The following is a 24221-nucleotide window of genomic DNA, read 5'->3' on the forward strand; positions in this document are numbered from 1 at the left end:
AGCTACCCGCGGACGAGTGGGCAACGCCCGTCGGCCGAGCGGAGGAGGTGGGAGCCATGCGCTACCTGCACTGATCCGACGCATAGCCGTGGCCCGGTGACAGCACCGGGCCACGGCCCCAGACCTCTCATCAGAAGGAAGCGATCATGACTGACACCGCGGTGCAATGGCCGGCGCGGCAGGAGCGGGTCCTGAGTGATCCGCTGTTCGACCCGCTGTCCGAAGCAGTCCTCGCCGACCCCTACCCGGCCTACGTACGGATGCGTGACCACGCTCGCGTCTACTGGCACGACCAGCTGAACTCCTGGGTGCTGACCGGGCACGCCGAATGCCAGGAGGTGCTCCGCGACTCGGACCGGTTCGGCACCGACTTTCGGCGGATCGGCATTGCGACTCCGCCGACCCTGCTCAGCCTGCAGACCCTGGACCCGCCGGACCACACTCCGCTGCGGCACCTGGGCCTGGCCACCATGCGTACGCTCGACCTGCCGGCCATCGAGGCGGCGCTGTCCGGGATCGCCACCGAGCGGCTCGGCGGGCTGCTGGATCGTGGTTCCTTCGACTTCGTCGCCGACTTCAGCGACTGGTTCACGATGGCCGCGATCACCGCGGTGCTGGGCGTGACCCCGCCGACCGAAGACGAGACTTTCCACCGGCTCAACCGTGAGCTGGACGCCAGCATGGACAGCGGCGTCGACGCCGAACTGGAAGGGCCGGGCCTGCGCGCCCGGCAGCATTTCAATGCGCTGGTCGAGTCATGGCTGGACGACCCGCCACCGGGCGGTGCGATCGAATATCTGGCCGAGCACCAGCAAGAAGGCGGGGTGGAGAAGGCCGTTCTGGTGAACTCGATCCGGGCGTTCTTCCACGCCGGCTTCGAGGTGCCCAGCCGGTTCCTCGGCAACGCGGTGGCCGCGCTGATCCGGCAGCCGGCGGCGATGGCGGCACTGCTGCACGGCGCCCCGATCGATCCGGCGGTCGAGGAACTGGTCCGCTTCGGCGGTCCCGTCCACGCCCTCAGCCGGGCCTGTACGCAGGACACCACGCTCGGCGGCACGCCGATCGAGCGCGGCCAGATCGTCATCGCGATGATCGGCGCCGGTGACCGGGACCCGCTTGCCTTCCCCGACCCGGACGTGCTGCACCTGGACCGCGATCCGAACCCGCATCTGGGCTTTGGCCGCGGCAGCCACTCGTGCCTGGGCTCGATGGTCGGTCGGCTGGAGGCGCGGGTGGTGCTGTCGGTCTTGACCAGCCGCAACGCGTTGTTGCGGCTGGATGGCGAACCGGTCGTACGCCCCAGCGCCACCTTGCGTGGGCTGCGGAACCTTCCGGTAGCCCGGGCATGACCAGCACGGCCGCGGTAGGCACCGACTACGACCGCCTCTACATTGGCGGCGAGTGGGTGCCGCCCGTCGAGCCGGGCATCGGCAGCTCGGTGGCCGTGCACAGCCCCACCACCGAGCTGCAGATTGGCCGGATCCCGATGGCCGGCAAGGCCGACGCGGACCGGGCCGTACGGGCCGCCAGCGCAGCTTTCCCAGACTGGATGGCGACCCCGCTCGAGGAACGGTTGGCCGCGCTGGAGCGAATCAGCGCGGCTTTGTACGCCCGGATGCCGGCGCTGACCGAGCTGATCACCCATGACCTCGGCATGCCGCACGACCTGTGCGCCCTCACCCAGGTCGCGATGCCAGCGGAGACTTTCGCGATCACCGCACGGATGGCCCGCGAGTTTCCCTTCCAAGAGCGACTCGCGCAGTCGATCGTCTGGCGGGAGCCGGTGGGCGTGGTCGGGGCGATCACGCCGTGGAACTTCCCGCTGGCCGAGATCGCCAGCAAAGCGGCAGCCGCGCTCGCGGTCGGCTGCACGGTGGTCGTCAAGCCCAGTGACCTCGTACCGCTGGCCGCCTTCGCCCTGGCTGAGGTGATCGACGAATGCGGGCTGCCGCCGGGCGTCTTCAACCTGGTGTCCGGCCGCGGCGAGGCCGGCGAGGCGATCATCTGCCACCCCGACCTGGACATGGTGTCCTTCACCGGTTCGGACGGGGTGGGCCGGCGGGTCGCCGAACTCGCCGCCGGCGGAGTCAAGCGGGTCAGCCTCGAGCTCGGCGGAAAATCCGCCAACCTGCTGTTCCCCGACGCCGACTTCGAAAAGGCTGTGCCGGACGGGATTTTCAAGGCATTCCTCAACTCCGGCCAGGTGTGTAGCGCGCTCAGCCGGCTGGTGGTGCCACGTGAGCGACTAACCGAGGTGGAGGAGTTGGCGCGTACGACGATCGCCGACTGTCCGGTCGGCGACCCGTTCGACCCGGCCAGCAAACTTGGCCCACTGGCCTCGGCCGGCCAGCGCGATCGCGTCCTTCGCTATGTCCACAGTGGACTCTACGAAGGTGCCCGGTTGGTGGTCGGCGGGCCGGATCGACCGGCGGGGCTGGACCGTGGACATTTCGTTGCCCCGACGGTGTTTTCGGACGTACGCCCGGAGATGACCATTGCCCGCGAGGAGATTTTCGGGCCGGTCCTCGCCATTTTGCCGTACGACAGCGAAGAAGAAGGTATCGCGATCGCGATGGACACGTCGTACGGACTCGCCGCGAGTGTCTGGACCGCGGACACCGATCGCGCGCTCGGGTTGGCCCGCCGGTTCCGGGTCGGCCAGGTGGAGATCAATGGAGGAGTTTTCGACCCGCTGGCACCCTTTGGCGGCTATCGCCAGTCGGGTTACGGCCGGGCCGGCGGAAAGTTCGGCCTGGAACCGTTCGTGGAGATCAAGTCGCTGCTGGTCGCGCCGGAAGGACAACCGTGAGCACCGAGACCGAGCCACTGGCCTTCAACCCGTTCGACCCCGTCTATCGGGCCGACCCGTACCCGTTTTTTGAGCGCCTGCGCACCGAAGCGCCGACCGGCCGGGTGCCTGGCGTCGACGTTTGGTACGTCACGAGGTACGACGACTGCGAGGCGATCCTGCGCCATCCGGACGCCGGCAGCGACTCCACCAAGTCGCCGGTTTACCAGCGGCTGGTGGAAAATGGCGTATTAAGGCTGCCGCAGACCATCACCGGCCGGCCGTCTTTCCTGTTCCTGGACCCGCCGGACCACACCCGGCTGCGCAAGCTGGTGTCCAAGGCCTTCACCCCCAAGGTGGTCGAGCGGATGCGGCCACGGATCGCCGAGGTGGCCGACGAGCTGCTCGACGAGGTGATGCCGAACGGGCGGATGGAGTTGGTCTGGGACATCGCCTATCCGCTGGTTTTCCGGGTCATGAGCGACATGATCGGCGTACCGCGCGCCGACCAGGCCAAGTTTCTGGCCTGGTCCAAGGACATGTCCGCGTCGATGGACATGCGCCTGGACGCGCCGCCGGACGCGATCGCCCAGCAGGAAAAGACCATGCGCGAAGGCAAGGACTACCTGACCGCACTGATCAACGAGCGCCGCCGCCAGCCCTGCGACGACTTGATCTCCGAGCTGATCCAGGTGGAGGAGGAAGGTGGCCGGCTCAGCCAGGACGAGCTGATGTCGACCACGGTGCTTCTGGTCGGCGCCGGCACGGAGACCACCGTGCACCTGATCTGCAACGGGATCCACGCGCTGCTGCGGCATCCGGACCAGCTGGAGCTGCTGCGCCGCGACCCGTCGTTGATCGCACCGGCGATCGACGAGAGCCTGCGATGGGATCCGCCGACCCAGCTCACCCAGCGGATGGCGCTGACCGACTTGAAGGTCCGGGACGCGGTCATCCCGGCCGGCTGCCCGGTGGTGCTGGTGATCGCGGCCGCCAACCGGGACGCCGAGCGCTGGCCGGACCCGGAGCGGTTCGACGTCACCCGGCCGACCCTGCCCAACCTGTCCTTCTCGCTCGGCCGGCATTTCTGCCTCGGACCGGCGTTGGCGCGGGCCGAGGGCCAGATCACCATCGGCAAGATCATCGAACGCTGCCCGGAGCTGCGGATCGCCGATGAGGGCGCTCGCTACCGGGACACCTTCGTGTTGCGCTGCCTGGACTCGCTGCCGCTGGAATTCTGAAGGGACACCTGATGCCCACGCCCACCTCACCGACCGAGCGCGTCGCGTTCGGGCTGAACGCCGCGCCCGGACCGGTGCTGGACTACGTCGGTGCGTTGGGCCTGCGGGCGGTGTTCGTGGCCGTACGGGTCGGGATTTTCCAGGCGCTGGACCACGGTCCGCGTACGGCCGAGGATCTCGCCGCGAAGCTGGACCTGGACCCGCGCGGCACCGAGACGTTGCTCGACGCGCTCGAGTCGATCGGCTACGCACGATCGCGAGCCGGTGCGTACGAGCCGACCGCGATGGCGGCCCGCTGGATGCCGAAATTCTCCGCGGGGGTGGACTTTTACGAATGGATGGCCGCCGACGGCTGGTCCGACCTGCCGGCCCGGCTGCGGGGCGAGGCGGGTGACCCGGGCAGTCGTACGTGGGTGGCCGGCGACTCCGCCGACGAGAACTTCGCCGGGATGGTCAGCAACGCGCGGTTCGCCGCCGACGAGGTCGTACGCCGAATCTCCTTTGCGAAGCCACCTCGAAGGCTGCTGGACATCGGTGGCGGCCACGGTGTTTTCGCTGCCCGATTTGTCGAGAAACACAGCGAAATGCGAGCGACTGTTCTGGACACCGAAGACGTACTGAAGCGCAGTGTCGCGGTGCAAGCGGAAGAAGGGGTCGCCGACCGGGTGGAGCTTCGGACCGGCGACTTCTGGACCGACGACTGGGGCACCGGCTACGACGCTGTGCTGCTTTTCAATCTTCTGAACGCTTATCCGCTGGAGCGCAAGCTGGCGCTGTTGGACCGGGCCCGCGCCGCCCTCGCGCCGGGTGGGCAGCTGGTGATCCTCGACCAGATGCGCCGGTCGGTGCGCAGCGGAGCGGCCAGAGCCGTCGTCGAGCTGACCAACCTGCGCCTGTTCGACCCTGGTACGGGTGGCACGTACACCCTTCCTGAGCTGCGAGAATGGCTGGCTCACCGGAGGATGGAAAAGGTACGCAACCACCGCTTGTTCAGCGTCCCGTGGACCGCCCTGGTGGCAGCCCGCCGGCCGCTGGATCCCACCCCCGATCATGAGGAGGCCCACCGATGAGCGCCGCCGAAACCACCGTGCCCCGAACCGGCTCCGGTCGCTGGGTCGCGCTGGTCGTCGTCCTGGTCGCGTCCTTCATGCAACTGCTGGACGGGACCATCACCAACGTCGCGATCCCGCTGATCAAACGGGACCTGCAGGCCACCGACGCGCAGATCCAGTTCGTGCTCGCGGCCTACCTGCTCGCGTACGCGGCGCTGCTGATCACCGGCGGCCGGATCGGCGACATCATCGGCCGCAAGCGCTCGTTCATGATCGGCATGGTCGGCTTCATCCTCGCGTCCATCCTTTGTGGACTGTGCCAGTCCGGCCTGCAACTGGACCTCGCCCGCGGCCTGCAGGGCATCACCGCGGCGCTGATGCTGCCGCAGGTCCTGGCCGTCATGCAGGTGTTGTTCCCGCCCGGCTCCCACCCGGGTGACCGGGCGAAGGCGTTCGGGCTGTACGGGCTGACGCTCGGGCTGCCGACCTTGCTCGGCCCGTTTGTCGGCGGTGGAATCCTGCAAGCCAACCTCGGCGGCCTTGGCTGGCGGCCGATCTTCCTGGTCAACGTACCGATCGGGATCGCCGTGCTGCTGCTCGCGCCACGCTTCCTGCCCGAGTCCAAGGCGACCGGGAAGGTACGGCTGGACCTGGTCGGGGTGGTGCTGATCGCGGTCGCGCTGGTGCTGCTGGTCGGCGTGCTCGTACAAGGGCGGCAGGCTGGCTGGCCGGCCTGGGCGTGGATCGGTGGCGTCCTCGCGATCGCCGCGCTGGTGGCGTTCTGGTGGTGGGAGTCACGGCTGACCGAGCAACAGCGGTCGCCGCTGCTGCCGATGACGCTGTTCCACGACCGCGCGTTCAGTGTCGGGCTGCTCATCACCCTGGTGGTCTTCGCCGGCTTCACACCGCTGGTGTTCTTCTTCTCGATCTACCTGCAGCTGGGGGTGGGCTACTCGCCGCTCGCGGCCGGTATCACCACCGTGCCCTTCGCGGTCGGTTCGATGATCACGTCGATCGCATCCGCGATGTTGGCGCCCAAACTCGGTCGTACGCTGCTCACCCTCGGCGCCGCGGTGGTGTGTGTCGGGATGGCCGCGCTGGCGGTCACGATCGGTTTCGCGGCCGTCCCGCTGGCCAGCGGCTGGCTGGTCGCGCCGGCCCTGCTGATCGCCGGACTGGGCCTGGGCATGCTGGTGGGGCCGCTCGTCAACGTCATCCTCGGTGCCTCGAAGTCGGCGGACGCGGGAGCCGCGTCCGGCGTACTGAACAACGTCAACATCGTCGCCGGCGCGGTCGGCGTGGCGCTGTTCGGAGTGATCTTCTTCAGTGCGGCCGGTGGCGGAACGGCGCTCGCGTACACGTCGGCCGTACGCCTGACCATCATCAGTACGCTGGTCGCGTTCGCGATCGTCTTGGTGCTGACGTTCGCCCTGCCGCAGCCAGCCCGAACACCGGTCGCGAACGTTGGCCGTACGCCGGAGGGCAGCCACTCGTGAAGCCCAGCCGGCCCCGGATGTTCGGTGGACACGCCGATCCGGTGCTGCTGCCGTGGAGCTGGGCGGTGCGGACGCTCACTGATTGCATGCATTACTGGATTGCCACCACTCGACCCGACGGCCGGCCACACAGCCGGCCGGTCTGGGGTGTGACGATCGAGGAGACCGTGTATTTCAGTACCGGCTCACTCGCGGTCGGAAACCTCGCACACAGCCCAGAAGTGTGTGTCCACACCGAAAGTGCCACCGAGCTGGTGATCCTGGAAGGCACCGCGGAGCACGCCGGCGATGCCGCGGTCCTGGAGCGGATCGCGGTCGCGTACGAGCGGAAGTATGCCGAGCCGATGACGACCGCGACGATGCCGGAGTTTTATGCCGTACGGCCACGGGTCGCCTTTGGGTGGCTCGCCAGTCCGACATTTGTGGACGGCGGGTCGGTTTTTCACGGCACCAACACGAAATGGACTTTCTAACCCTATTGCGGGAAAATAAACGAGCTTTCAACGTGGGACCCACCCATTTCGGTCAACTGTTCGCGGTAACTCATGAATTTTATGTTCTTTTTCAATATGTTTCCGGTAAGCAGTTCGTCGTATTTTGTTCTCGTTGATGGCAGCACGGCGGGCATATGAGGGCGTAGAATCTCGGGATAGGTCGGAAGGGGACGCAATGCTTTCCAAGACGGCTGTCCAATTGCAGGGACTGCGCGACGAGAGTGGTGATCTCGGGCCCAAGGTGCTGCACGCGGTGCGCAACGAGGTCACCTCACTGCCTGGGGTGGCGACCGAGCTGGCCTCCAGTTATCTGCACAACCTGGTCGACGTGGTGCTGGCCGGCCGACTGCCGTCCGAGCAGGACGAGACCGCGCTGCGGATGATGGGCGCCGAGGCGGCCCGGGAGGGCATCAACCTCAGTTGCGTCATCAGATTCTGCAGCGCCGCCACCCGGGCGCTGGGCGCGCAGCTCAGCACGCTCGCCACCAGCGCGTACGACGGCGAGCCGCCGCCGGCCGAGCTCGCCGCGATGGCGGCCACCGTGGTGCATGCGGCAGATGTCGCCCTCAACGCGGTCACCGACGGGCACAGCTCCACGTTTCTGCGGCATGCCGCCTCGGAATACAAGCTGCGCCAGGATTTTGTCGCGGACTTGTTGGACGGCACGCTGGACCTGCCGGCCCTGATGGAGAAGGCCGAGCTCATCGGCTTTCAGCCGTCGGACGCGCATTTCGTCACGGTGATCGCCACCAACCGGCAACTGGATACCGGTTCGCGGATCGTCAGCTGGCTGGATTCCGCGCTGCGCGCCGATATCGGGCAGTCCGACCTGATCGTGACGGTCAAGGACCCGTTCATCGTCGGCGTCTTCGCGGCCGCCGAGGACACCCCGGCACGGGTCGCGAAGATCCTCGCCCGGGTGCTCGACCAGGCCCTCGGCGAAGAGGACGACGACTGGCACGCCGGCATCGGCCGGCAGCGCGCCGGCCTGTCCGGTGTCCAACTGTCCTTCCAGGACGCCTGCGACGCGCTGCACCTGTGGCGGCCGTCCAGCGGCCGTCGGATCCTGCACATCGACCGGCTGCTGCTGTCCCGGGTGCTTTACCGGGACCGTTGCGCGATGGCGGACCTGATTCGGTCCATCCTGACACCGCTGAACGACGCGCAGAATGGTCCTGAGCCACTGCTGGACACCCTGGAGGCCTATTTCCAGGCCTGCTGCTGCAGCACCGAGGCGGCCAAGACGCTGCACCTCAGCGTCCGCGCCGTCACGTACCGGCTGCATCGGGTCCGCGTCCTGACCGGTTACGACGTGGACAACCCGGACGACCGCCTCGCCCTGCAGGTCGCGGTCGCCGGCGCCCGGCTGCTCGGGTGGCCGCACCAGGAGCTGCCGATCTCCGACTGACTCCGGTCAGCGGCTCTGGCCGGCCGGCCTCGGTTTCGTCCTGGACGAGGTCGCTGAGCAGCTGGATCAGTCGCGCGCGGCTGGGCCTCAGCGACATCGCGCTGAGGCCCAGTCCGGTTGTTACCGCGCCGTCAGACCGGCCTCGCCACTAGGAGCGGTAGCGGAAGGTGATCCGGCCGCGGGTGAGGTCGTACGGGCTGAGCTCCACGAGAACTCGGTCGTACGGCACAATTTTGATGTAGTTCTTTCGTATTTTGCCGCTGATGTGCGCGAGCACCTTGTGCCCATTCGGCACCTCCACCCGAAAAGTGGCGTTGCGTAGACACTCAACGACAGTGCCTTCGACTTCAATGCCCTTTGCTATTTTAGCCATATTTTTCTCTTTTCCAGTCAGTGTCGGACAAGTTCGAGATTGCTGCTCACACGTTCGGCGCCGACGCTGTCGAACAATGCCACCGCGGCCGTGTTGGATTCGTTCACCTCGGCCGATGCCGTTTCGATCCCTGCCCGCCGCAGCGCTTCGAGCACGTGGGCCAGCAACGCCCGGGCGATGCCCCGGCGGTGCTGGTCGGCCCGCACCGCGAGCAGCCCGATCCGTGGCAGCCTGGTCACCCGCACCACCCGCACCAGCCCGATGTACCGATCGAACTGGGCCGCCACCGCGTACTTCGCCGGGTCCACCGGGACGGTCCCGTCCGGCCGTACCAGCACCTCGGCCGGCATCGAATCCCAGCCGACGCTGGCGTCGACTTCGGCACGAATCGCGTCGTACACCTCCCGAAGCGGTCCTTCCTGCGCCTTACCCATCGGCACGATATGCACGCCCTCCGGCGAAAGTGCCGAGTCGAGGCCGGTGACCAGCGGGTCGGTGGGCACCAGGTATTCCCACTCGCGGCGCCGGGTCGTGAAGCCGGCCCGCTGCCAACTTGCTGTCAGGTCGAGGTCAGCCTCGTCGACCACCGTGTAGAGCGGTGCGGGGAGGGTCGTCAGCATCGTCGCGGCGAGTTGGTCGAAGACCGCCCCATGCCACGAGTCGATGCTGAGGAAGATCCGGCCGTCGGGCCGGCGTGACACGTCACCGCGACCGACCACTCGGTCGTCGTCCAACGCGTGCCATTGTTTGTCGGAGATCCGGGTGATCACTGCCGTGCCCGGACTGAAATGCACAGAGTTCATGGTTAGCTGCCTTTCCGGAGTGCCTTGTGGTCCAGGCGCTCCCGGCGACAGCTACGTCAATCGCCCGGCCGTGACGGACGGAAGGAGCACCCACATCGATACAACTCGCATGGGTCTCACCTCCTCAGACGGCGTCACAGTCCGGCGTACGGTATCAGCCGAACCTCTTTCTGCCAAAGCCTTTTTCGCCCGGATGGCCGCGCGCCGCTCAGGCCGGCCACGCCAGGTCGTTGGTTTTCGGGGTGGCGGCGGCTCGGTGAGCAGCCACACCACCCAACCCATACCCGTTATCGTACAGCTGTTCGAATGGGTGAATTTCGTGGGGGAGCTACATCAACTTCGCGGCGCTCCCGTCGAGTGCGGGACATTGTGCTGCAGTCGATGGGCCGGTTCCTGTCCAGTGGCACGAAAAATGTGACAGTCGCTTGCAAAAAGGAACGTGGCATCTTGACCGCGGTCACAGGCGTTTGGCCGGCGAATCCTGCCGGGTCGCGATATGCATGACATCGTGACCCGACGCCTGCGGATCGACGACCTTGCCCGCATCGCCGTTCCGGAGCGGCCGGCGCTGTCTCTGGACGGCACCGACCTCGTTTATGTGCTGCGTACGGCCGATATCGACGCGGACCGGGACGTGCGTTCGCTGTGGCGGGTGTCGCCGGACGGCGGCACTGAGCCGTGCCGCCTGACGTACGGCTCGTCCGATACCGCGCCGGTGTGGTCGCCAGACGGCAGCCGCATTGCGTTCTTGCGGGCCACTGACGGTCCGGCGCAGCTTTGGGTGCTCCCGATGGAAGGCGGCGAGCCGGAACAACTGACGACACTGCCGTTGGGCGCGGCTACCCCAATGTGGAGCCCGGACTGCGGTCGCATCGCGTTCAGCGCGCCGGTCGGTGAGAATGACCGGCGTACGCGCGCGCCGATCGTCGCTGACCGCATCGACTATCAAGCGGACGGCGCCGGGCTCTTGGGTACGACGCGTACGCAGGTCCATGTGTTCGACGTGGCCGACCGGACGTGTCGTCAGGTGACCAGCGGCGACTCGTACGCGAGCGATCCGGCCTGGTCGCCGGATGGTGCCCAGCTCGCGTACGCCGCGCGGACCGCGGCCGACCTGACCTTCACAGCGCCGGTCTACGTCATCGACGCGGTGGATCCGCAGGCGACGCCAAGCAGGGTCGGCCCCGCCGACGCGATCGCCGACACTGTCACCTGGACCGCGGACGGACGAGCGCTGCTCGTCTCCGCAACGCTGGGCTGCCCGGTCGGGCACGCGGGGCTGTGGCGGATAGCCCTCGACGACGGATTTGAGCCGCTCAATCTCGCAGCCGCTCTGGACCGCAACGTGATGCCAGGCAGCCTTGGCTACCCGGGCGGATTGCCGCAGGTGGTGGGCCAGACCGTGACGTTCTGCGTACGAGACCGCGGTTACACCCACCTCTACGCCGTGGACGTGTCCGGAGGAGAGCCGCGCCGCGTTCTCGGCGGACGGCGCCAAAGCGTGTCGGACCTCTCGGCCGCCGGCGAGGTGGTCGCGACCGTGCTCAGCACGCCAACGTCGTTCGGTGAGATCGCCATCGTCGACAGCGGTGGTACGCGTGTGTGCACCACGCACGGGTCAGAACTGTCCGAGGTAGAGCCGTTTGAGCGGATCGAGCGCGAATTCGGCATCTCCGACGGCACTCGCGTACACGGCTGGCTGGTTCGTGACCCAGCGGCGGCCGAGCCGCAGCCATTGCTGCTGGACATCCACGGCGGCCCCCACAACGCTTGGAGCGGCGCCGCCGACGAGGCCCACCTCTACCACCAGGAGCTGGCGGCCCGTGGCTGGACCGTTCTGCTGCTCAACCCGCGCGCGAGCGACGGCTACGGTGAGCGGTTTTACCAGGCCGGGCTGAGCGGGTGGGGGATCGCGGACGCGAAGGACTTCCTGGAACCGCTGGACGAGCTCGTCGCCGACGGCACCGCCGATCCGGAGCGGCTCGCGGTCGCCGGCTACAGCTACGGCGGGTTCATGACCTGCTACCTCACCAGCCGCGACCAGCGCTTCGCGGCCGCCGTCGCGGGCGGTCCGGTGAGTGACCTGACCAGCATGGTCGGCACCTCGGACATGGGCCACTACCTGGCGACGTACGAGTTCGGTGGGCCGCCGTGGCAGCGCGCGAGCCAGTACGAGGCGATGTCGCCGTTGAGCCAGGTCGACCAGGTTCGTACGCCCACGCTGATCCTGCAGGGTGTCGCGGACCTACGGTGTCCGGTCGGTCAGGCCCAGCAGTGGTATTCGGCGCTGCTGGAGCGGGCCGTACCCACCAGGCTGGTGCTTTACCCGGACGCCTCGCATTCGTTCGTCCTGGACGGGCGGCCGTCGCATCGGCTCGACTTCAACCACCGGGTCGCCGACTGGGTGCAGCAGTACGCGGGACGGCGTCCGGCGCGGATCGACGCGGGCCACTGGCAGCGCCGGTTGGACGAGCTGGCCGAGCGGCACCGCGTACCCGGTGCGACGTTGGGTATTTTGCGACTGGGGCCTGGTGGTGAGGATGAGCTGGTCGAAGCCGCGTACGGCGTGGTGAACGCCAGCACCGGCGTGCCGGTCACCACCGACACCGTCTTCCAGATCGGCTCAATCGGCAAGGTGTGGACGGCGACAGCGGTGTTGCAGCTGGTTGACGAGGGCAAGCTCGACCTGGACGCGCCGATTGTCGAAGTGCTGCCCGAGGTGCGGCTGGCCGATCCTGAGGCCGCCAGACGGGTGACGATGCGGCACCTGCTCACCCATACCAGCGGTATCGACGGCGACGTGTTCACCGACACCGGCCGGGGTGATGACTGCGTGGAGGCGTACGTCTCCCAGCTCGACAAAGCCGCACAGAACCACCCGATCGGCGCCACCTGGTCGTACTGCAACTCCGGGTTCGTCCTCGCTGGCCGGGTGATCGAGAAGCTCACCGGCGACACCTGGGATGCCGCGATGCGCGCGCGAATCTTCACGCCGCTTGGCCTCGAACGAGCGGTCACGTTGCCGGAGGAGGCGCTGCTGCAGCGAGCCGCCGTCGGTCACCTCGCCGATGGCGAGGCCGCGCCGGTGTGGTGCCTCCCGCGCTCAGTCGGCCCGGCCGGGCTGATCACCACGACCGCCGCCGACGTGCTGGCGTTCGTACGGATGCACTTGGCCGGCGGTCTCGCGGCGGACGGGACCCGGGTGCTCAGCGAACAGGCCGTGGCGGCAATGGCCGCGCATCAGGTCGACCTGCCCGACAAGCACACTCTCGGGGATTCGTGGGGCCTGGGCTGGCTCCGGATGGAGTGGGACGGCCACCGGCTGATCGGCCACGACGGCAGGACCATCGGTCAGGACGCCTTCCTGCGGGTGCTGCCGACGCAGGGGCTGGCGGTCACCCTGCTCACCAACGGCGGCAACAGTCGCGACCTGTACGAGGACCTCTATCGTGAGATCTTCGCGGAGCTGGCCGGCGTCGCGATGCCCGAACCGCTGGGCCCGGCCGCCGAGCCGGTGAACGTCGACACCACGCCGCACCTGGGACGTTACGAGCGGGCCAGTTGCCGGGTGGATGTGTTCGTACGCGACGGAAAGCCCATCTTGCGTACCACGGTGACCGGACCGCTCGCCGACCTCGAACCCGACCCCGTCGTGGAACACGACCTGATGCCCGCTGATGGATCCGGCAACCTGTTCGTGATCCGGCGGCCGGGGCTGCGGACCTGGACGCCGGTGACGTTTTATTCGTTGCCCACCGGGGAGCGCTACGTGCACCTGGGCGGACGTGCAACACCCCGCATCAGCGACTGAGTGAGCCATCGAAGCGCGACAATAACAGCGGGTTTCGCGCAAGACACACGGTGAGTGCTGATATTGCCGCGCAACTGTAGGGATTTCCCGATGCAACCGGGCTTTTAGCCGTACAAATCAGGTATTTGATGAGTCAAGGATTTCTCGTCGGTCAGAGCGATGCCCGGCCATCGCGGGTAGCGATGGCCGGGCACCTGTTGGGGTCGGCGGCCGGTCGATGGTTGGTTACCAGCGATACCAGCGGGAGCCGCCGGCGACGCGGACGAAGAATCCGACGATCCACACCACGAGGACGATCGCCGCGATATACCAGAGTGCGTGGAGCGCGAAACCCGCTCCGCCCAGGAGCAGTGCCAGTACGAGAACGATGATGAGAAGAGGCATGACAACCGGGTACCACGGGTGGCGAGAATCAAACCTGGTAGCCAAAAGTGGCGAGGTATGTCCTCGGTGCGCGATTGGATCCGTTTGTCGGAAACAGGTTTTGCCCTATCTGCGTGATTGAGCGGCTCACGTCCGGGTAACCCAAGAGCGACACCATGACGACCGTGGAAGGGGGCGACCACCGATGCCGACACACCGCAAGCAGCTGATCCGACCGCAGGATCGCGATCATGTAGTCGAAATGTCGGTGCCGGCGAGGCCGAGCCAGTTGCCGGTCATGCGGGCGGTGGCGGGCACGATCGCGGTCCAGCAGGAATTCGAGTTCGACGCCGTGTCGGACATCACCATGATCGTCGACGAGTTGTGCTCGACGATGGTCGCGAGAGCCATCAGCGACGCGGAACTGGTCTGCCGCTTCGAAATGACGGCCGGCGCGCTGACGGTGACGGCCTCGGTGCGGACGAACGATGTCACAGCGCAAAGCACGACGGGCTTCGGGTGGCGGGTGTTGACGGCGGTGGCCGACTCGGTCCGGAGTTGGCTGACCGATGTCGGCGGTGGCATCGCGGCCCTGCACATTCAGGCGGTCAAGGTGCGGCGCTGAATCTCCACGGTGACGGTGAAAAGAAGGGTGACTCGTGGGGTCGGGCTGTGGTCGCGAGGCAAACCTCCGCACGGTTATGGGCAGTAGCGGTTGAGCAGCAGATTGAAGGGATGAATCTCCGCACGGTTGAGGATCGGTTGCCGCGGGTATCCACCTGGGAAACCCGCGTTCGTCCGGATCCCCTGCCGATTGGATGCAAGGAAATGACCTACCGTGATCCCGTACCGCAGCAGCCCGTCGTCGAACAGACCGAGGTGGTGGACGACGGCTATGGGAAAATCAGGGCCGTACGGGCGATGTGTACGGTTATCAGCGCCATCTGTACGTTGTTCGCGGTCGTGCTGGCCATCCATATCCTGCTGGTCCTGGGATCGGCGAATGGCGGAAATGGCTTCGCGCAGTTCATCGCCAGCTGGTCCGGCGCGATCACACTGGGACTAAGCGATCTTTTCACCCCAGGGGACGCCAAAATGCAGGTGCTGCTCAATCAGGGCCTGGCCGCGATTCTCTGGTTGATCATCGGCGCGGCGCTGACCGCGATTATCGGCCGTCTCGCTTTGCCTGTGCAGGCGCGGCGGATCCGTTACAGGCGGACCATATAGCGGGCCGAGACTTTCCTCACGCACCTCGTCGTATTCGGTCTGCTCGTTCTCGGCACGCAAGTCACCGGCAATTGTGACGACAGGCCCCCCAGGATATTTCGGGTTTAGAACCTGGCTGAGGTGGTACTCAGCTGATGGGCGTTCCATCAGTGCGGCTGGAACGTACCCGGCAATACAAGTGTTGATATGTTGAAGAAAGAGGAGGCCAGATGTCTTTCGGTAGCAAGTCGTCGACCCGTGAGCGGGCCGCGGAGATCTCGGCCGAATTCGGTACGGGTGTGGGCCACTGGGAGAACGCGGCCAGCGCCGCTGTGACGAACGCGCGGGACGCGGTGAAACCGCGAGTCGACCAGCTGTTGGCCAGCCTCGCGCCAGTGGTGGAGGCGGCCGTTCAGGCGCAGAGCGCCCACGCGAAGTCCGCCAAGAAGGCGACTCGAAAGTGGCAGAAGAAGGCCGATGTGGCTCGCAAGGACGCGAAAAACGTCGCAGGTGAGGCAAAGCGTCGTACCAAGAGAGCAGTTCTGGCAGTGCAAGGCGAAAAGATGCCCAGTCGGTGGCCGGTAGTTGTCGGCGCGTTCGCGATCGGGGCGGCCGCTGGCGCGCTGGGAGCGGCCCTGCTGGCTCGACGCGGAGAAGAGATGTTCGACCAGTACGGCATGCCGCTGGCCGAAAGCGAGTGGGGGACCACTGGGGAGGCGGTCGCCCAGAAAGCAGCGGCGGCAGCGCAGACTGCGGCCTCCCAAGCCTCATCGGCGGCGGACAAAACCGCGAACACGATATCGGGAGCCGCGCAGACCGCTGCCGACAAGACAAAGTCGGCCGGTGACAAACTGTCCCACCGGACAAGTCAGTTGGCGGGCTCAAAACAGAGTACTAGTTAGCCGGCATTCGCCAAGAAGCCGCCAGCCCCAGACGCGGGCTGGCGGCTTCTTGTTTGCGCTCTGACCCGCGCTCGGGGTTGACAACGAGCGAGTCGGTAACGAAACTGAACCAGTAAGGAGAATGAACCGACGGAGAGGAACCGTGGTGACCATCGGCACCGAGTACGACAAGTTCTTCGCCGCCGCGTACGAATGTGCCGGGTTGGCCCGGTCGCTCGCCGCCGTCACCGAGCAGCAGCGGTCACTGCCGCCGGAGTTGGTGGACCGGCTGGTCACCGCGGGACTGCTCCGGTCCGGCGTCGCCGGCGGGCTGGGCGGACCGGAGTTGCCGCCAGCGGCGAGTCTTGAGACGGCGGAGGTGGTGGCGCGCGGTGACGCGTCCGCAGGATGGTGCGTCTCCATCGCGGTGACGAGCAGCCTGCTCTCGGCGTACCTGCCCGCCGAAGGCGCGCGGGAAGTGTTCGGCGATCCGTCGACCGTCGCCGCCGGCGTGTGGGCGCCGCGGGGCACCGGCCGCGCAGTCGACGGTGGGGTCGTCGTGTCCGGCCAGTGGGCCTTCTGCAGCGGCATCCCGCATGCGCAGTGGCTGAGTGTCGGATTCATGTTGCAGAGCAAGGACAGTAAGCCGGTTCTTCGGGTCGCGACGATTCCGAAGGCAGAGCTGGAGGTCCTTGACACCTGGCACACCGGCGGCCTGCGCGGCACCGGCAGCCACGACTGTGTCGCCTCCGAGGTTTTCGTTCCCAGCCGTCGAATTTTCTCCGTTGTCGACGGTCCACCAGCGGACGCCGTCGCGTTGCATCGCTTTCCACTCTTTGGTTTTTTCGCGCTCTCCATCGCGGCGGCGGCGCTGGGCAATGCCCGCGGTGCCATCGATGATCTGCTCGAACTCGCCGGCACCCGCAAGACACTGGGGTCCAGCCGTACGCTCGCCGAGCGATCGCAGACGCAGGCCCTGATCGCCGGGTCCGAAGCCAAACTGAGGGCGGCCCGGCTGCTGATGTATGCGTCGATTGACGACGCTTGGCAGGCCGCCCAGCGGACCGATCCGATTCCGCTGGAGCTGCGGCTCGGCCTCCGGCTGGCCGCCACCCACGTCACCCAGACGGCCGCGGACGTGACGACCGCGATGTACGACCTCGGCGGCGGGGCGGCGATCTACGAGACTTCGCCGCTGCAGCGCCGATTCCGCGATGCCCGTACGGCCACCGCCCACTTCCAGGTGAACAGCGCGAGCTGGGAGCTGCCCGGCAAGCTGCTGCTCGGCCTGGACGCGCAGACCGGGCAGCTGTGAGCATCGGGGTCGTCACGCCGTACTGGCTGGATCGGCCGGACAGCGAGGCCTACGCCAAGGAGACTTCATCATGACTGCCCTGACCAATGCCCAGTTCCGGCTCGCGGCCCGGCCGTCCGGGCTGCCCAAGCCGTCCGATTGGAGCTACACCGAGGAGCCAGTCGGCACGCCGGGGGAGGGTGAGATCCTGGTCGAGCTCGAGTATTTGTCACTCGACCCAGCGATGCGGTCGTGGATGAACGCCGGTCGATCGTACGTGCCGCCGGTGCAGATCGGCGAGGTCATGCGGGCGGCCGGGATCGGAAAAATCGTCGCATCCAAGAATGCGAATTTCACCGCCGGCCAGCACGTTTATGGCACCTTCGGGGTTCAGAAATTCGCCATCTCCGACGGCGCGGGTGTGTCTGTTGTGGACACTGAGCTGGCACCGGCACCGGTGCACCTCGGCGCGCTGGGACTCAGTGGCATCAGCGCCTATTTCGGCCTTCTCGATGTCGGCCGCCCGAAGCCCGGCGAAACCGTGGTGGTGTCCGCCGCGGCGGGTTCGGTCGGCAGCATCGCCGGGCAGATCGCGAAAATCAAAGGATGCCGGGCGATCGGCATCGCCGGCGGCGCCGACAAGTGCCGTGGATTGGTCGAGGAACTCGGGTTCGATGCCGCCATCGACTACAAGGCCGGTGACGTAAGGGCGCAGTTGCGAGAGTACGCAACAAAAGGCGTCGATGTCTTCTTCGACAATGTCGGCGGCACCATTCTCCAAGACGTACTCGCGCGGCTCGCCAAGGGTGCGCGGGTCGTCATCAGCGGAGCGGTTTCGCAGTACAACAACGAAAAACCGGCCCAAGGCCCGGCGAACTACATGCAGTTGCTGGTCACTCGCTCTTCCATGACCGGGTTCGTCGTGTTTGACTACGCCGCCAGGTATCCCGAAGCCGTCGCCGAGCTGGCCGGGTGGCTCCGGTCGGGTGCCCTGCGTTCGATGGAACACGTGGTCACCGGCGGGATCGAGAAATTCCCCGAGGCGTTGCTGGAGTTGTTTGCGGGCAAGAACTTCGGCAAGTACGTCCTCGCACTGTGATCGGGAGTACGGTGAGCCCCATGCGGTCCGGAGATGATCTTGAGCACCGCTTCACCGCCGATTCCGTCGGCCGCGCGCTGGCGCTCGTCGGGGAGCGATGGAGCCTGCTCATTCTCCGCGAAACCTTCTTCGGCGTACGCCGTTACGGCGAATTCGCGCGGAACCTGTCCATCCCGCGGCCGACCCTGTCCGCACGACTGAAATCCTTGGTGGACGCTGAAATTCTCGAGCGCGTCCAGTATTCGACCGAGCCCGAGCGCTACGAATATCGGCTCACCGCGGCCGGCCGCGATCTCTTCCCGGCGGTGGTCACCCTGATGCAATGGGGGGATCGGCACCTGGCCGGTCCCGACGGGCCGCCGATCGTCCTGCGCCACGAGGACTGCGGCGAGATCGCGGACACCTATGTCGCCTGTCGCACCTGCGGTGGCGATATCACCACCGACCGGGTCACGCCGGAACCCGGGCCCGCCTATCGGGCGAAGAACGCGACACCGGAGTGATCCGGTCGCGGCCGCCATGGACTGGAGAGAATCGATGACCGGCGTACGCATAGTGGGAATCGGCGGCACCCTTCGCGCCGAGTCCACCTCGGAGCAGGCGCTGAAGTACGCGGTGAACGCCGCCGCCGAGCTCGGCGCGGAAACCGAGCTGATCGTCGCGACCGAACTGGATCTGCCGATGTACGCGCCGGGCCGGCAGCTGCCAGCGGCGGCCCTGCGGCTGCTGGACGCGATCCGTCGCGCGGACGGCCTGATCGTGTCGAGCCCTGGCTACCACGGCGGGATTTCCGGGTTGCTCAAGAACGCCCTGGACTATCTGGAGGTATTGGCCGCCGAACCGCGGCCATATCTGCACGGCAAAGCCGTCGGCTGCATTGTCGCGGCGGCCGGCTGGCAGGCCGGCGCGACCTCGTTGATGTCCCTGCGATCGACCGTGCATGCGTTGCGCGGCTGGCCCACTGCGCTGGGAGCCGTGGTGAATTCGTCGGCGAAGCCGTTCGACCCGAAAACCCGCGATCAGCTGAGTACGGTCGGTCGGCAGGTCCTCGACTTCGCCCGGGCGCGTGTCGAGCTGTGCTGAACCGTGCCGTCACGCGTCCAAGGTCGTGACGGCGTCCGCGCGGGGGGACTGCCGCAGCAATGCCCAGCCGGCCAGCAGGAACGGCGCGGTGAGCACCACCACCAGCAACGCGGCAAGCAGGCTTTGGCCGGCACCGACAACGAAATAAGGGACCCGCTCGGCCAGCACACCGCCGAGCGCTGGAGCGGGCGCAAACACCCCGACACCGACGAACTGCTGTCCGATGAGGACGGCCAGCGCCACACCCCAGGCACTGAGCAGCAGGCCGCCGGCCGTACGGACCATTGCCGGAACCGAAGCCAGAGACGGCCGGGCGAGGCCGGGGACCGCGGTGGCCAGCCGCGGAGCGAGGATCAGCGCGAGAGCGAACACGGCGGGCCACCGGTCCGTGCCGACCAGGATCAGGCCGGCCACCATCAGCGGAGCCACCATGACCAGCCGGCCCGGTGCGAGCAGGGCCTCTGCGACCACCCTGCCGCCGCGCGGCAGCTTGCGCTCGAGCACCACCGCCACCGCTCCCCAGCTCAGGCCCACCATGGCCGCGATGGCGACACTACCGAGGGAAATCAGCCAGGCGTCCCGAAAACCCACCAGCAGCCGAGCCAACACATCGCGGCCCACCGCGTCCGTACCAAGCAAATGCGTCAGCGACGGGCCCATTCCAGCGTGCTGTTCGTCGAACATTGTGGTGCTGCCGGTCAGCAACGAGCCGGCGAGGGCGAGTACGGGTGCGACCAACGTGACGAGTGCCGCGACGCCGAGCACGGTCCCCAGCACGGATCCCTCCGGCGTCGACGATGGTTCTGGAACGTCCAGCCAGTCGCCGAACGCACCCGCCAGCGCGCCCACCAACTGTCCCATCAGCGCGACAACCAGCAAAGTGGTCGCGGCTGCGGCCACCGCGGTGACATCCAACCGGACCAGCGACTGGACGAGCAGGTTGCCAACGCCTGGCTGGCTCACCAGCGGCTCCAGAACCACCAGTGCTCCGGCGCTGGCCGCGAGGCCTTGGCCGACGGCACCGACGCCGGCCAACGCGCCCGCCAGCCACGCGCGCCGCCGCCAGCGTTCGCCGACCGTGACCGCGACCAGGACCGCGACAGCACTGCCAAGGCCGAGCGCGAGGATCGCCATCCGGCCTGCGCCGGCGGCCCCTGCCGCACCCGCGACGACCAGCGAAGCGAACGTCATCGCCAGTGGTACGGGCGGTGTCCACAGCACGCCCAGCAGCCAGCCGACACCGCCGGCGACCCGGCCCGCCGGCGACGGCAGCACGGTCCGCAGGCCGGCCACGCCGTACCCGACCAGAGCACCCACCACCAGCGCCAACGCCAAGACGAGCAGGCTGGCGCCGAGCCGGGAATTGACCAGCTGCTGCACCGGCTCATGGGAGACGATCGAGTAACCCGGGCTCGGCGTGCCCCCACCGCGGACTGTGGCCGGTGCGGCGGCCAGCGCCAGCGCCCGCCAGACCAGGACGCCCAACCCACCCAGGACCAGCACGCCAGCTGCCCGTACCAACCCGCTGACCAGCGCGGATCCCGACCTCACGAGGGGCTGTCCAGGTGCCGGCGGAGTGCCCGTCGGCGGTGTGCCGGGATACTGACTGGGGATGCTCATCTCGTCCTCACCGTGCTCGGCCTCCGTGTGGAACACCGTTCAGTGTCCGGGCGCCGTCAAGACGTACGCCCCGCCGCGACGATGCCTCAGCCTCCCCAGGTGTGCCAGTCGTGGAGGTCCGTGTCCCAGGCGTACGTGCCGCTGGCGGAGATGATGTATTGGTAGGTGCTCCCGCCGAGGCTGCCTTTGGTGATGTAGTAATCCGTGATCTCGTCGCTGGCCGACGAGATCGGCTTGCTCACGATCGGTCCGCCCAGGGTGGTCCAGGCAGTGGATCCCGCCTTGGTGACCGCCACGATGGCCTCGGTCCGTTGACCGGCGCGGCAGGTCAGTTTCCGCAGGACTTCTGGCTTCCCGTCGCTGTTGAAGTCGTGCTGCGGAACCACCGGGTCGCCGTTGGGAGATTTGGCGGTCGGTTTCGCCTCCAGGGCCAGCGGACCGCCGTGGCTGTCGCTGGTTCCGCCGCCGTCGAACGACCAGGTGCCGGCGGGGCATCCGCCGATGGCCGGCAGCTGAACCGTCTCCACGATCGCCGTCGTTCGTACGTGCGTGATCACCGGTGCCGGGCGTACCGGCTCGGCTTTGTGGTGGCCAAGGACGTTCGTGCCAACCACGATGCCGGTGAGGATCAGCGCGATGCTGGCGACGACGGCGGTGACCGCCCCGACCTGGCGGGTCCGGCGGACGCGGCGGCCGCGTCGCACCAACGCGCGGGTAGTGAAGGACGGCGTTGGAGTCGCCGCGGCGCGGCGCGCAAGCGACTCTCGCAGCCGGTCCTCGGGACTCATGTCCGTGCTCATCGATACACCTCCTGCGTTTCCATCAGCTCGCGTAGCCGAGCGAGTCCGCGGGACGCCGTGCTTTTGGCCGTGCCGCGGCTGATGCCGAGCGCCGCGGCCACCTCCGCCTCGGACATGTCCTCGTAAAATCGCAGAACCAGGACCGTGCGTTGGCGGCGCGGCAGCTGATTCAGGTACGCCCAGACCTCGTCGGCCTCGGCGCTCTCGGCGCTGCGGTCGGTCACCGCCAGCTCGGGGAGCTCATCTGTTGGCCGCTCGGACGAGCTGCGTAGGCGCCACCATGAGGTCGCCGTGTTGGCGAGGATGCGGCGGACGTACGCCTTGGCAGCCGCTGGATTCTCGATCCGTTCCCAATGCACGTAGGCCTTGGTGAGCGCGGTCTGGAGCAGGTCTTCGGCGCGGTGGGGGTCGCCGATCAGCAGATGGGCCGTGCGCAGCAACCCAGCCGCGTTCGCCGAGACGAACGCCGCGAAGACCGCGTCACGGTCGCTCATTCGCGTCTCACCATTGGCTCCACCCCGCTTGTCAGGCCGCCATTTCTCGCCGCCGTTACTCATGGGACGCGGTGAGTCCCGGCGGAGGTTGACTCGGGGCTGACCCAACCGCCTGACCGATCGCCGGAGTGCCGGCTCAATGGTGTGCAATATCCGCATTATATGTGGCAAATCCGGCGATGGGGTGCGCGGACAGCGACAGTGCTGACGGTGGTGTGGCGGGGAAAGTGGGCTACTCGCCGCTGGCTTGGCGCTCGATCATGGACACCAGGGTCGACACGAGGTCCTCGGCCGTGAGGCGCCACTTGTCGGCGGACAGATGCCCGTTGACCTCCATGTCGGTGATCCCGTGCGCGCTGGTCAACAGCAGTGCCGCGAACCGACGGGCGTGTTGGGCGCCGACGAGGTCGCCGACGATGGCGAAGAACTCGTCCTGCGCGTGTTCGGCCGCCTCGCTCGCCGCGTGGATCGCGGCCGGATCGCCGGCCGGGGTGGCGTAGATGAGTCGGTAGAGGTGCGGCTGACGGCGTCCGACCGTCATCAGTACGGCCAGGGCGCGGTGCAGCTTGTCGGCCGGAGAAGCCCGCGGCTCGGCGCGTACCGCCCGCGCCTGTTCCGCGATCCGGTCCAAGGCCTCCGTCGCGACGGCCGCGAGCAGGCTGTCCTTGTCCGGAAAATGCCGGTACGGGGCCCCTCGAGTGACCCCCGCACACGCCGCGACCTCTCGCAAGGTCACCGCGTCCGGACCACCGCTGTCGAGCAGGGCGGCGGCGGCGTCGAGCAAGGCACGTCGCGTCACGGCGGCGGATTCGGCACGGCTGACCATGCCGTTCACCATACAGTTGACAGTGTCATCTGAGATGCCTAGGGTCGCTAAGATGACAATGTCATCTGAAGGTCGAGGATGGGTAGTCGTGACCGGCGCGTCGACCGGGATCGGCGCTGCCTCCGCTCGGGAACTGGCTCGCCGGGGATTCCAGGTGCTGGCTGGCGTCCGCCGTGACCGGGACACCGACGCCCTTCGCGCTCCTGGCATCCACCCAGTGATCCTTGACATCACCCAGCCTGACCACATCGCCGAATTGGCCGCTCGTGTCAGCTCGCAGAAAGGTGCTCTGCGAGCGCTGGTGAACAACGCCGCCACCCAGACCAACGGCCCGGTCGAGACCCTGCCGCTGGCCGAGTGGCGACAGTTGTTCGAGGTCAACCTGTTCGGCCACATCGCCGTCACCCAGGCGCTGCTGCCCGTATTGCTGCGTGATTCGGGCCGGGTGGTCAACATCAGCTCGGTCGGCGGGCGGATCGCCATGGCCACGTACGGCCCGTACGCCGGCACGAAGTTCGCCCTGGAGGCGGTCAGCGACTCGCTGCGCCGGGAACTGGCGCCGCTGGGCGTGCCGGTGGTGGTCGTCGAGCCGGGCGGGATCCGTACCGAGATGGGTGAGCGGGTCATCGCCAACAGCAACCGGCTGGCCGCCGGGATGTCAACGGACCAGCGGGCTCGCTATGGCCCGCTGGTCGAGGCGATCAACGCGCAGGCCGCCGCCGGCACCTCCGGCGGCAAGTCCGCGGCCGAGGCGGCCCAGGTGATCGCGAAAGCCGTGACCGCTGGAAAGCCCCGTACCCGCTACACCATCGGGCGGGACGCCGCCGTGATCACCCGCCTCGCGCGGGTGCTGCCGGATCGAATGCTCGACCGCATCCTCGCGGCCAGCCTCCGGCCGCACTATCCACAGACCACTGTCGCTGGAAACTAGTGTCCTTAAATCGCCGCGCACTGGTTTGCCCATTCAGGTACGGCCATTTCCATGTGATCGGTGAGTGGCCAAAAGGTGTGCAGAATGGCTGCTGATGAGCCTCAACATGCTCATCGAGGACGAGGGCGGCTTCGACTACACCGGAGCCGACTGCCGCG

General features: G+C 67.5%; 23 protein-coding genes. 16 read left to right on the plus strand and 7 right to left on the minus strand.

Translation table 11 applies throughout. The annotated features are described in order from the left end of the window. Positions 1-146 precede the first annotated feature (146 nt). The 7 genes from ABD301_RS36825 to ABD301_RS36855 all read left to right on the plus strand — a co-directional run bounded on the left by ABD301_RS36825 (position 147) and on the right by ABD301_RS36855 (position 8479). On the plus strand, positions 147-1349 hold the full coding sequence (locus tag ABD301_RS36825) for a cytochrome P450 (RefSeq protein ID WP_344314758.1): 1203 nt from the start codon (positions 147-149) through the stop codon (positions 1347-1349). Continuing rightward, positions 1346-2809, plus strand: coding sequence for an aldehyde dehydrogenase family protein (locus ABD301_RS36830; RefSeq protein WP_344314759.1), 1464 nt, complete (start codon positions 1346-1348; stop codon positions 2807-2809). Before ABD301_RS36825 ends, ABD301_RS36830 begins: the two co-directional genes overlap by 4 nt. Continuing rightward, positions 2806-4029: a cytochrome P450 gene (locus ABD301_RS36835; protein WP_344314760.1), complete on the plus strand. Its 1224-nt coding sequence runs from the start codon at positions 2806-2808 to the stop codon at positions 4027-4029. The genes ABD301_RS36830 and ABD301_RS36835 overlap by 4 nt, the downstream gene beginning before the upstream one ends. An 11-nt stretch (positions 4030-4040) precedes the next feature. Continuing rightward, positions 4041-5099, plus strand: a complete 1059-nt coding sequence (locus ABD301_RS36840) for a class I SAM-dependent methyltransferase (protein ID WP_344314761.1) — start codon at positions 4041-4043, stop codon at positions 5097-5099. Continuing rightward, complete coding sequence (locus ABD301_RS36845; RefSeq protein WP_344314762.1) at positions 5096-6577, plus strand: MFS transporter; 1482 nt, start codon at positions 5096-5098, stop codon at positions 6575-6577. The genes ABD301_RS36840 and ABD301_RS36845 overlap by 4 nt, the downstream gene beginning before the upstream one ends. Next, positions 6574-7050: a pyridoxamine 5'-phosphate oxidase family protein gene (locus tag ABD301_RS36850; protein WP_344314763.1), complete on the plus strand. Its 477-nt coding sequence runs from the start codon at positions 6574-6576 to the stop codon at positions 7048-7050. The genes ABD301_RS36845 and ABD301_RS36850 overlap by 4 nt, the downstream gene beginning before the upstream one ends. A gap of 196 nt (positions 7051-7246) precedes the next feature. After that, positions 7247-8479: a PucR family transcriptional regulator gene (locus tag ABD301_RS36855; protein WP_344314764.1), complete on the plus strand. Its 1233-nt coding sequence runs from the start codon at positions 7247-7249 to the stop codon at positions 8477-8479. Between the two features lie 148 nt (positions 8480-8627). On the opposite strand, the gene infA is transcribed toward ABD301_RS36855, so the two are convergent. Both infA and ABD301_RS36865 read right to left on the minus strand, forming a co-directional pair. Next, entirely contained in the window at positions 8628-8852 is a 225-nt protein-coding gene (gene infA, locus ABD301_RS36860; RefSeq protein WP_163569630.1) for a translation initiation factor IF-1, read from the minus strand. A gap of 17 nt (positions 8853-8869) precedes the next feature. Beyond that, positions 8870-9655, minus strand: coding sequence for a GNAT family N-acetyltransferase (locus ABD301_RS36865; protein ID WP_163569629.1), 786 nt, complete (start codon positions 9653-9655; stop codon positions 8870-8872). A gap of 508 nt (positions 9656-10163) precedes the next feature. On the opposite strand from ABD301_RS36865, the gene ABD301_RS36870 reads away from it, so the two are divergent. Then, positions 10164-13466 carry a serine hydrolase gene (locus ABD301_RS36870; RefSeq protein WP_344314765.1) on the plus strand — a complete coding sequence of 1101 codons (3303 nt, stop codon included), beginning with the start codon at positions 10164-10166 and terminating at the stop codon, positions 13464-13466. 225 nt (positions 13467-13691) lie between these two features. On the opposite strand, the gene ABD301_RS36875 is transcribed toward ABD301_RS36870, so the two are convergent. Beyond that, positions 13692-13850, minus strand: a complete 159-nt coding sequence (locus ABD301_RS36875; RefSeq protein WP_163569628.1) for a DUF5670 family protein — start codon at positions 13848-13850, stop codon at positions 13692-13694. Between the two features lie 184 nt (positions 13851-14034). Here ABD301_RS36875 and ABD301_RS36880 point away from each other — a divergent pair, with 184 nt between their 5' ends. The 7 genes from ABD301_RS36880 to ABD301_RS36910 all read left to right on the plus strand — a co-directional run bounded on the left by ABD301_RS36880 (position 14035) and on the right by ABD301_RS36910 (position 19392). Continuing rightward, positions 14035-14454 carry an ATP-binding protein gene (locus tag ABD301_RS36880; RefSeq protein WP_344314766.1) on the plus strand — a complete coding sequence of 140 codons (420 nt, stop codon included), beginning with the start codon at positions 14035-14037 and terminating at the stop codon, positions 14452-14454. 203 nt (positions 14455-14657) lie between these two features. Further along, positions 14658-15056: a hypothetical protein gene (locus tag ABD301_RS36885; protein ID WP_344314767.1), complete on the plus strand. Its 399-nt coding sequence runs from the start codon at positions 14658-14660 to the stop codon at positions 15054-15056. A 209-nt stretch (positions 15057-15265) separates the two neighbouring features. Continuing rightward, complete coding sequence (locus ABD301_RS36890; RefSeq protein ID WP_163569625.1) at positions 15266-15937, plus strand: hypothetical protein; 672 nt, start codon at positions 15266-15268, stop codon at positions 15935-15937. Positions 15938-16088: 151 nt separating this feature from the next. Next, entirely contained in the window at positions 16089-17231 is a 1143-nt protein-coding gene (locus tag ABD301_RS36895; RefSeq protein WP_313885756.1) for an acyl-CoA dehydrogenase family protein, read from the plus strand. A 70-nt stretch (positions 17232-17301) separates the two neighbouring features. After that, complete coding sequence (locus ABD301_RS36900) at positions 17302-18309, plus strand: NADP-dependent oxidoreductase (protein ID WP_344314769.1); 1008 nt, start codon at positions 17302-17304, stop codon at positions 18307-18309. A gap of 20 nt (positions 18310-18329) precedes the next feature. Continuing rightward, the gene (locus tag ABD301_RS36905) at positions 18330-18812 is read left to right on the plus strand and encodes a winged helix-turn-helix transcriptional regulator (protein ID WP_163569623.1); all 483 of its coding nucleotides are present in this window, start codon (positions 18330-18332) and stop codon (positions 18810-18812) included. Between the two features lie 34 nt (positions 18813-18846). Beyond that, on the plus strand, positions 18847-19392 hold the full coding sequence (locus ABD301_RS36910) for an NADPH-dependent FMN reductase (protein WP_344314770.1): 546 nt from the start codon (positions 18847-18849) through the stop codon (positions 19390-19392). Between the two features lie 9 nt (positions 19393-19401). Here the strand turns inward: ABD301_RS36910 and ABD301_RS36915 are convergent, their stop codons facing one another. The 4 genes from ABD301_RS36915 to ABD301_RS36930 form a co-directional block, all read right to left on the minus strand. Next, entirely contained in the window at positions 19402-21012 is a 1611-nt protein-coding gene (locus tag ABD301_RS36915) for a hypothetical protein (RefSeq protein ID WP_344314771.1), read from the minus strand. 86 nt (positions 21013-21098) lie between these two features. Next, a complete protein-coding gene (locus ABD301_RS36920; protein ID WP_163569621.1) occupies positions 21099-21812 on the minus strand; it encodes a hypothetical protein in 714 nt (237 codons plus the stop codon). Beyond that, on the minus strand, positions 21809-22306 hold the full coding sequence (locus tag ABD301_RS36925; RefSeq protein ID WP_163569620.1) for a SigE family RNA polymerase sigma factor: 498 nt from the start codon (positions 22304-22306) through the stop codon (positions 21809-21811). Before ABD301_RS36925 ends, ABD301_RS36920 begins: the two co-directional genes overlap by 4 nt. Positions 22307-22538: 232 nt before the next feature. Next, entirely contained in the window at positions 22539-23132 is a 594-nt protein-coding gene (locus ABD301_RS36930) for a TetR/AcrR family transcriptional regulator (protein WP_344314772.1), read from the minus strand. An 88-nt stretch (positions 23133-23220) separates the two neighbouring features. On the opposite strand from ABD301_RS36930, the gene ABD301_RS36935 reads away from it, so the two are divergent. After that, complete coding sequence (locus ABD301_RS36935; protein WP_344314773.1) at positions 23221-24063, plus strand: SDR family NAD(P)-dependent oxidoreductase; 843 nt, start codon at positions 23221-23223, stop codon at positions 24061-24063. Positions 24064-24221 lie beyond the last annotated feature (158 nt).

Source organism: Fodinicola feengrottensis, assembly GCF_039530045.1.
GTDB lineage: Bacteria > Actinomycetota > Actinomycetes > Mycobacteriales > HKI-0501 > Fodinicola > Fodinicola feengrottensis.

Coding starts and splice junctions, on each gene's coding strand:
- ABD301_RS36825 (WP_344314758.1), top strand. CDS start 147: ATGACTGACACCGCGGTGCAATGGCCGGCGCGGCAGGAGCGGGTCCTG.
- ABD301_RS36830 (WP_344314759.1), top strand. CDS start 1,346: ATGACCAGCACGGCCGCGGTAGGCACCGACTACGACCGCCTCTACATT.
- ABD301_RS36840 (WP_344314761.1), top strand. CDS start 4,041: ATGCCCACGCCCACCTCACCGACCGAGCGCGTCGCGTTCGGGCTGAAC.
- ABD301_RS36845 (WP_344314762.1), top strand. CDS start 5,096: ATGAGCGCCGCCGAAACCACCGTGCCCCGAACCGGCTCCGGTCGCTGG.
- ABD301_RS36855 (WP_344314764.1), top strand. CDS start 7,247: ATGCTTTCCAAGACGGCTGTCCAATTGCAGGGACTGCGCGACGAGAGT.
- infA (WP_163569630.1), bottom strand. CDS start 8,852: ATGGCTAAAATAGCAAAGGGCATTGAAGTCGAAGGCACTGTCGTTGAG.
- ABD301_RS36865 (WP_163569629.1), bottom strand. CDS start 9,655: ATGAACTCTGTGCATTTCAGTCCGGGCACGGCAGTGATCACCCGGATC.
- ABD301_RS36875 (WP_163569628.1), bottom strand. CDS start 13,850: ATGCCTCTTCTCATCATCGTTCTCGTACTGGCACTGCTCCTGGGCGGA.
- ABD301_RS36880 (WP_344314766.1), top strand. CDS start 14,035: ATGCCGACACACCGCAAGCAGCTGATCCGACCGCAGGATCGCGATCAT.
- ABD301_RS36885 (WP_344314767.1), top strand. CDS start 14,658: ATGACCTACCGTGATCCCGTACCGCAGCAGCCCGTCGTCGAACAGACC.
- ABD301_RS36890 (WP_163569625.1), top strand. CDS start 15,266: ATGTCTTTCGGTAGCAAGTCGTCGACCCGTGAGCGGGCCGCGGAGATC.
- ABD301_RS36900 (WP_344314769.1), top strand. CDS start 17,302: ATGACTGCCCTGACCAATGCCCAGTTCCGGCTCGCGGCCCGGCCGTCC.
- ABD301_RS36905 (WP_163569623.1), top strand. CDS start 18,330: ATGCGGTCCGGAGATGATCTTGAGCACCGCTTCACCGCCGATTCCGTC.
- ABD301_RS36910 (WP_344314770.1), top strand. CDS start 18,847: ATGACCGGCGTACGCATAGTGGGAATCGGCGGCACCCTTCGCGCCGAG.
- ABD301_RS36915 (WP_344314771.1), bottom strand. CDS start 21,012: ATGAGCATCCCCAGTCAGTATCCCGGCACACCGCCGACGGGCACTCCG.
- ABD301_RS36920 (WP_163569621.1), bottom strand. CDS start 21,812: ATGAGCACGGACATGAGTCCCGAGGACCGGCTGCGAGAGTCGCTTGCG.
- ABD301_RS36925 (WP_163569620.1), bottom strand. CDS start 22,306: ATGAGCGACCGTGACGCGGTCTTCGCGGCGTTCGTCTCGGCGAACGCG.
- ABD301_RS36930 (WP_344314772.1), bottom strand. CDS start 23,132: ATGGTCAGCCGTGCCGAATCCGCCGCCGTGACGCGACGTGCCTTGCTC.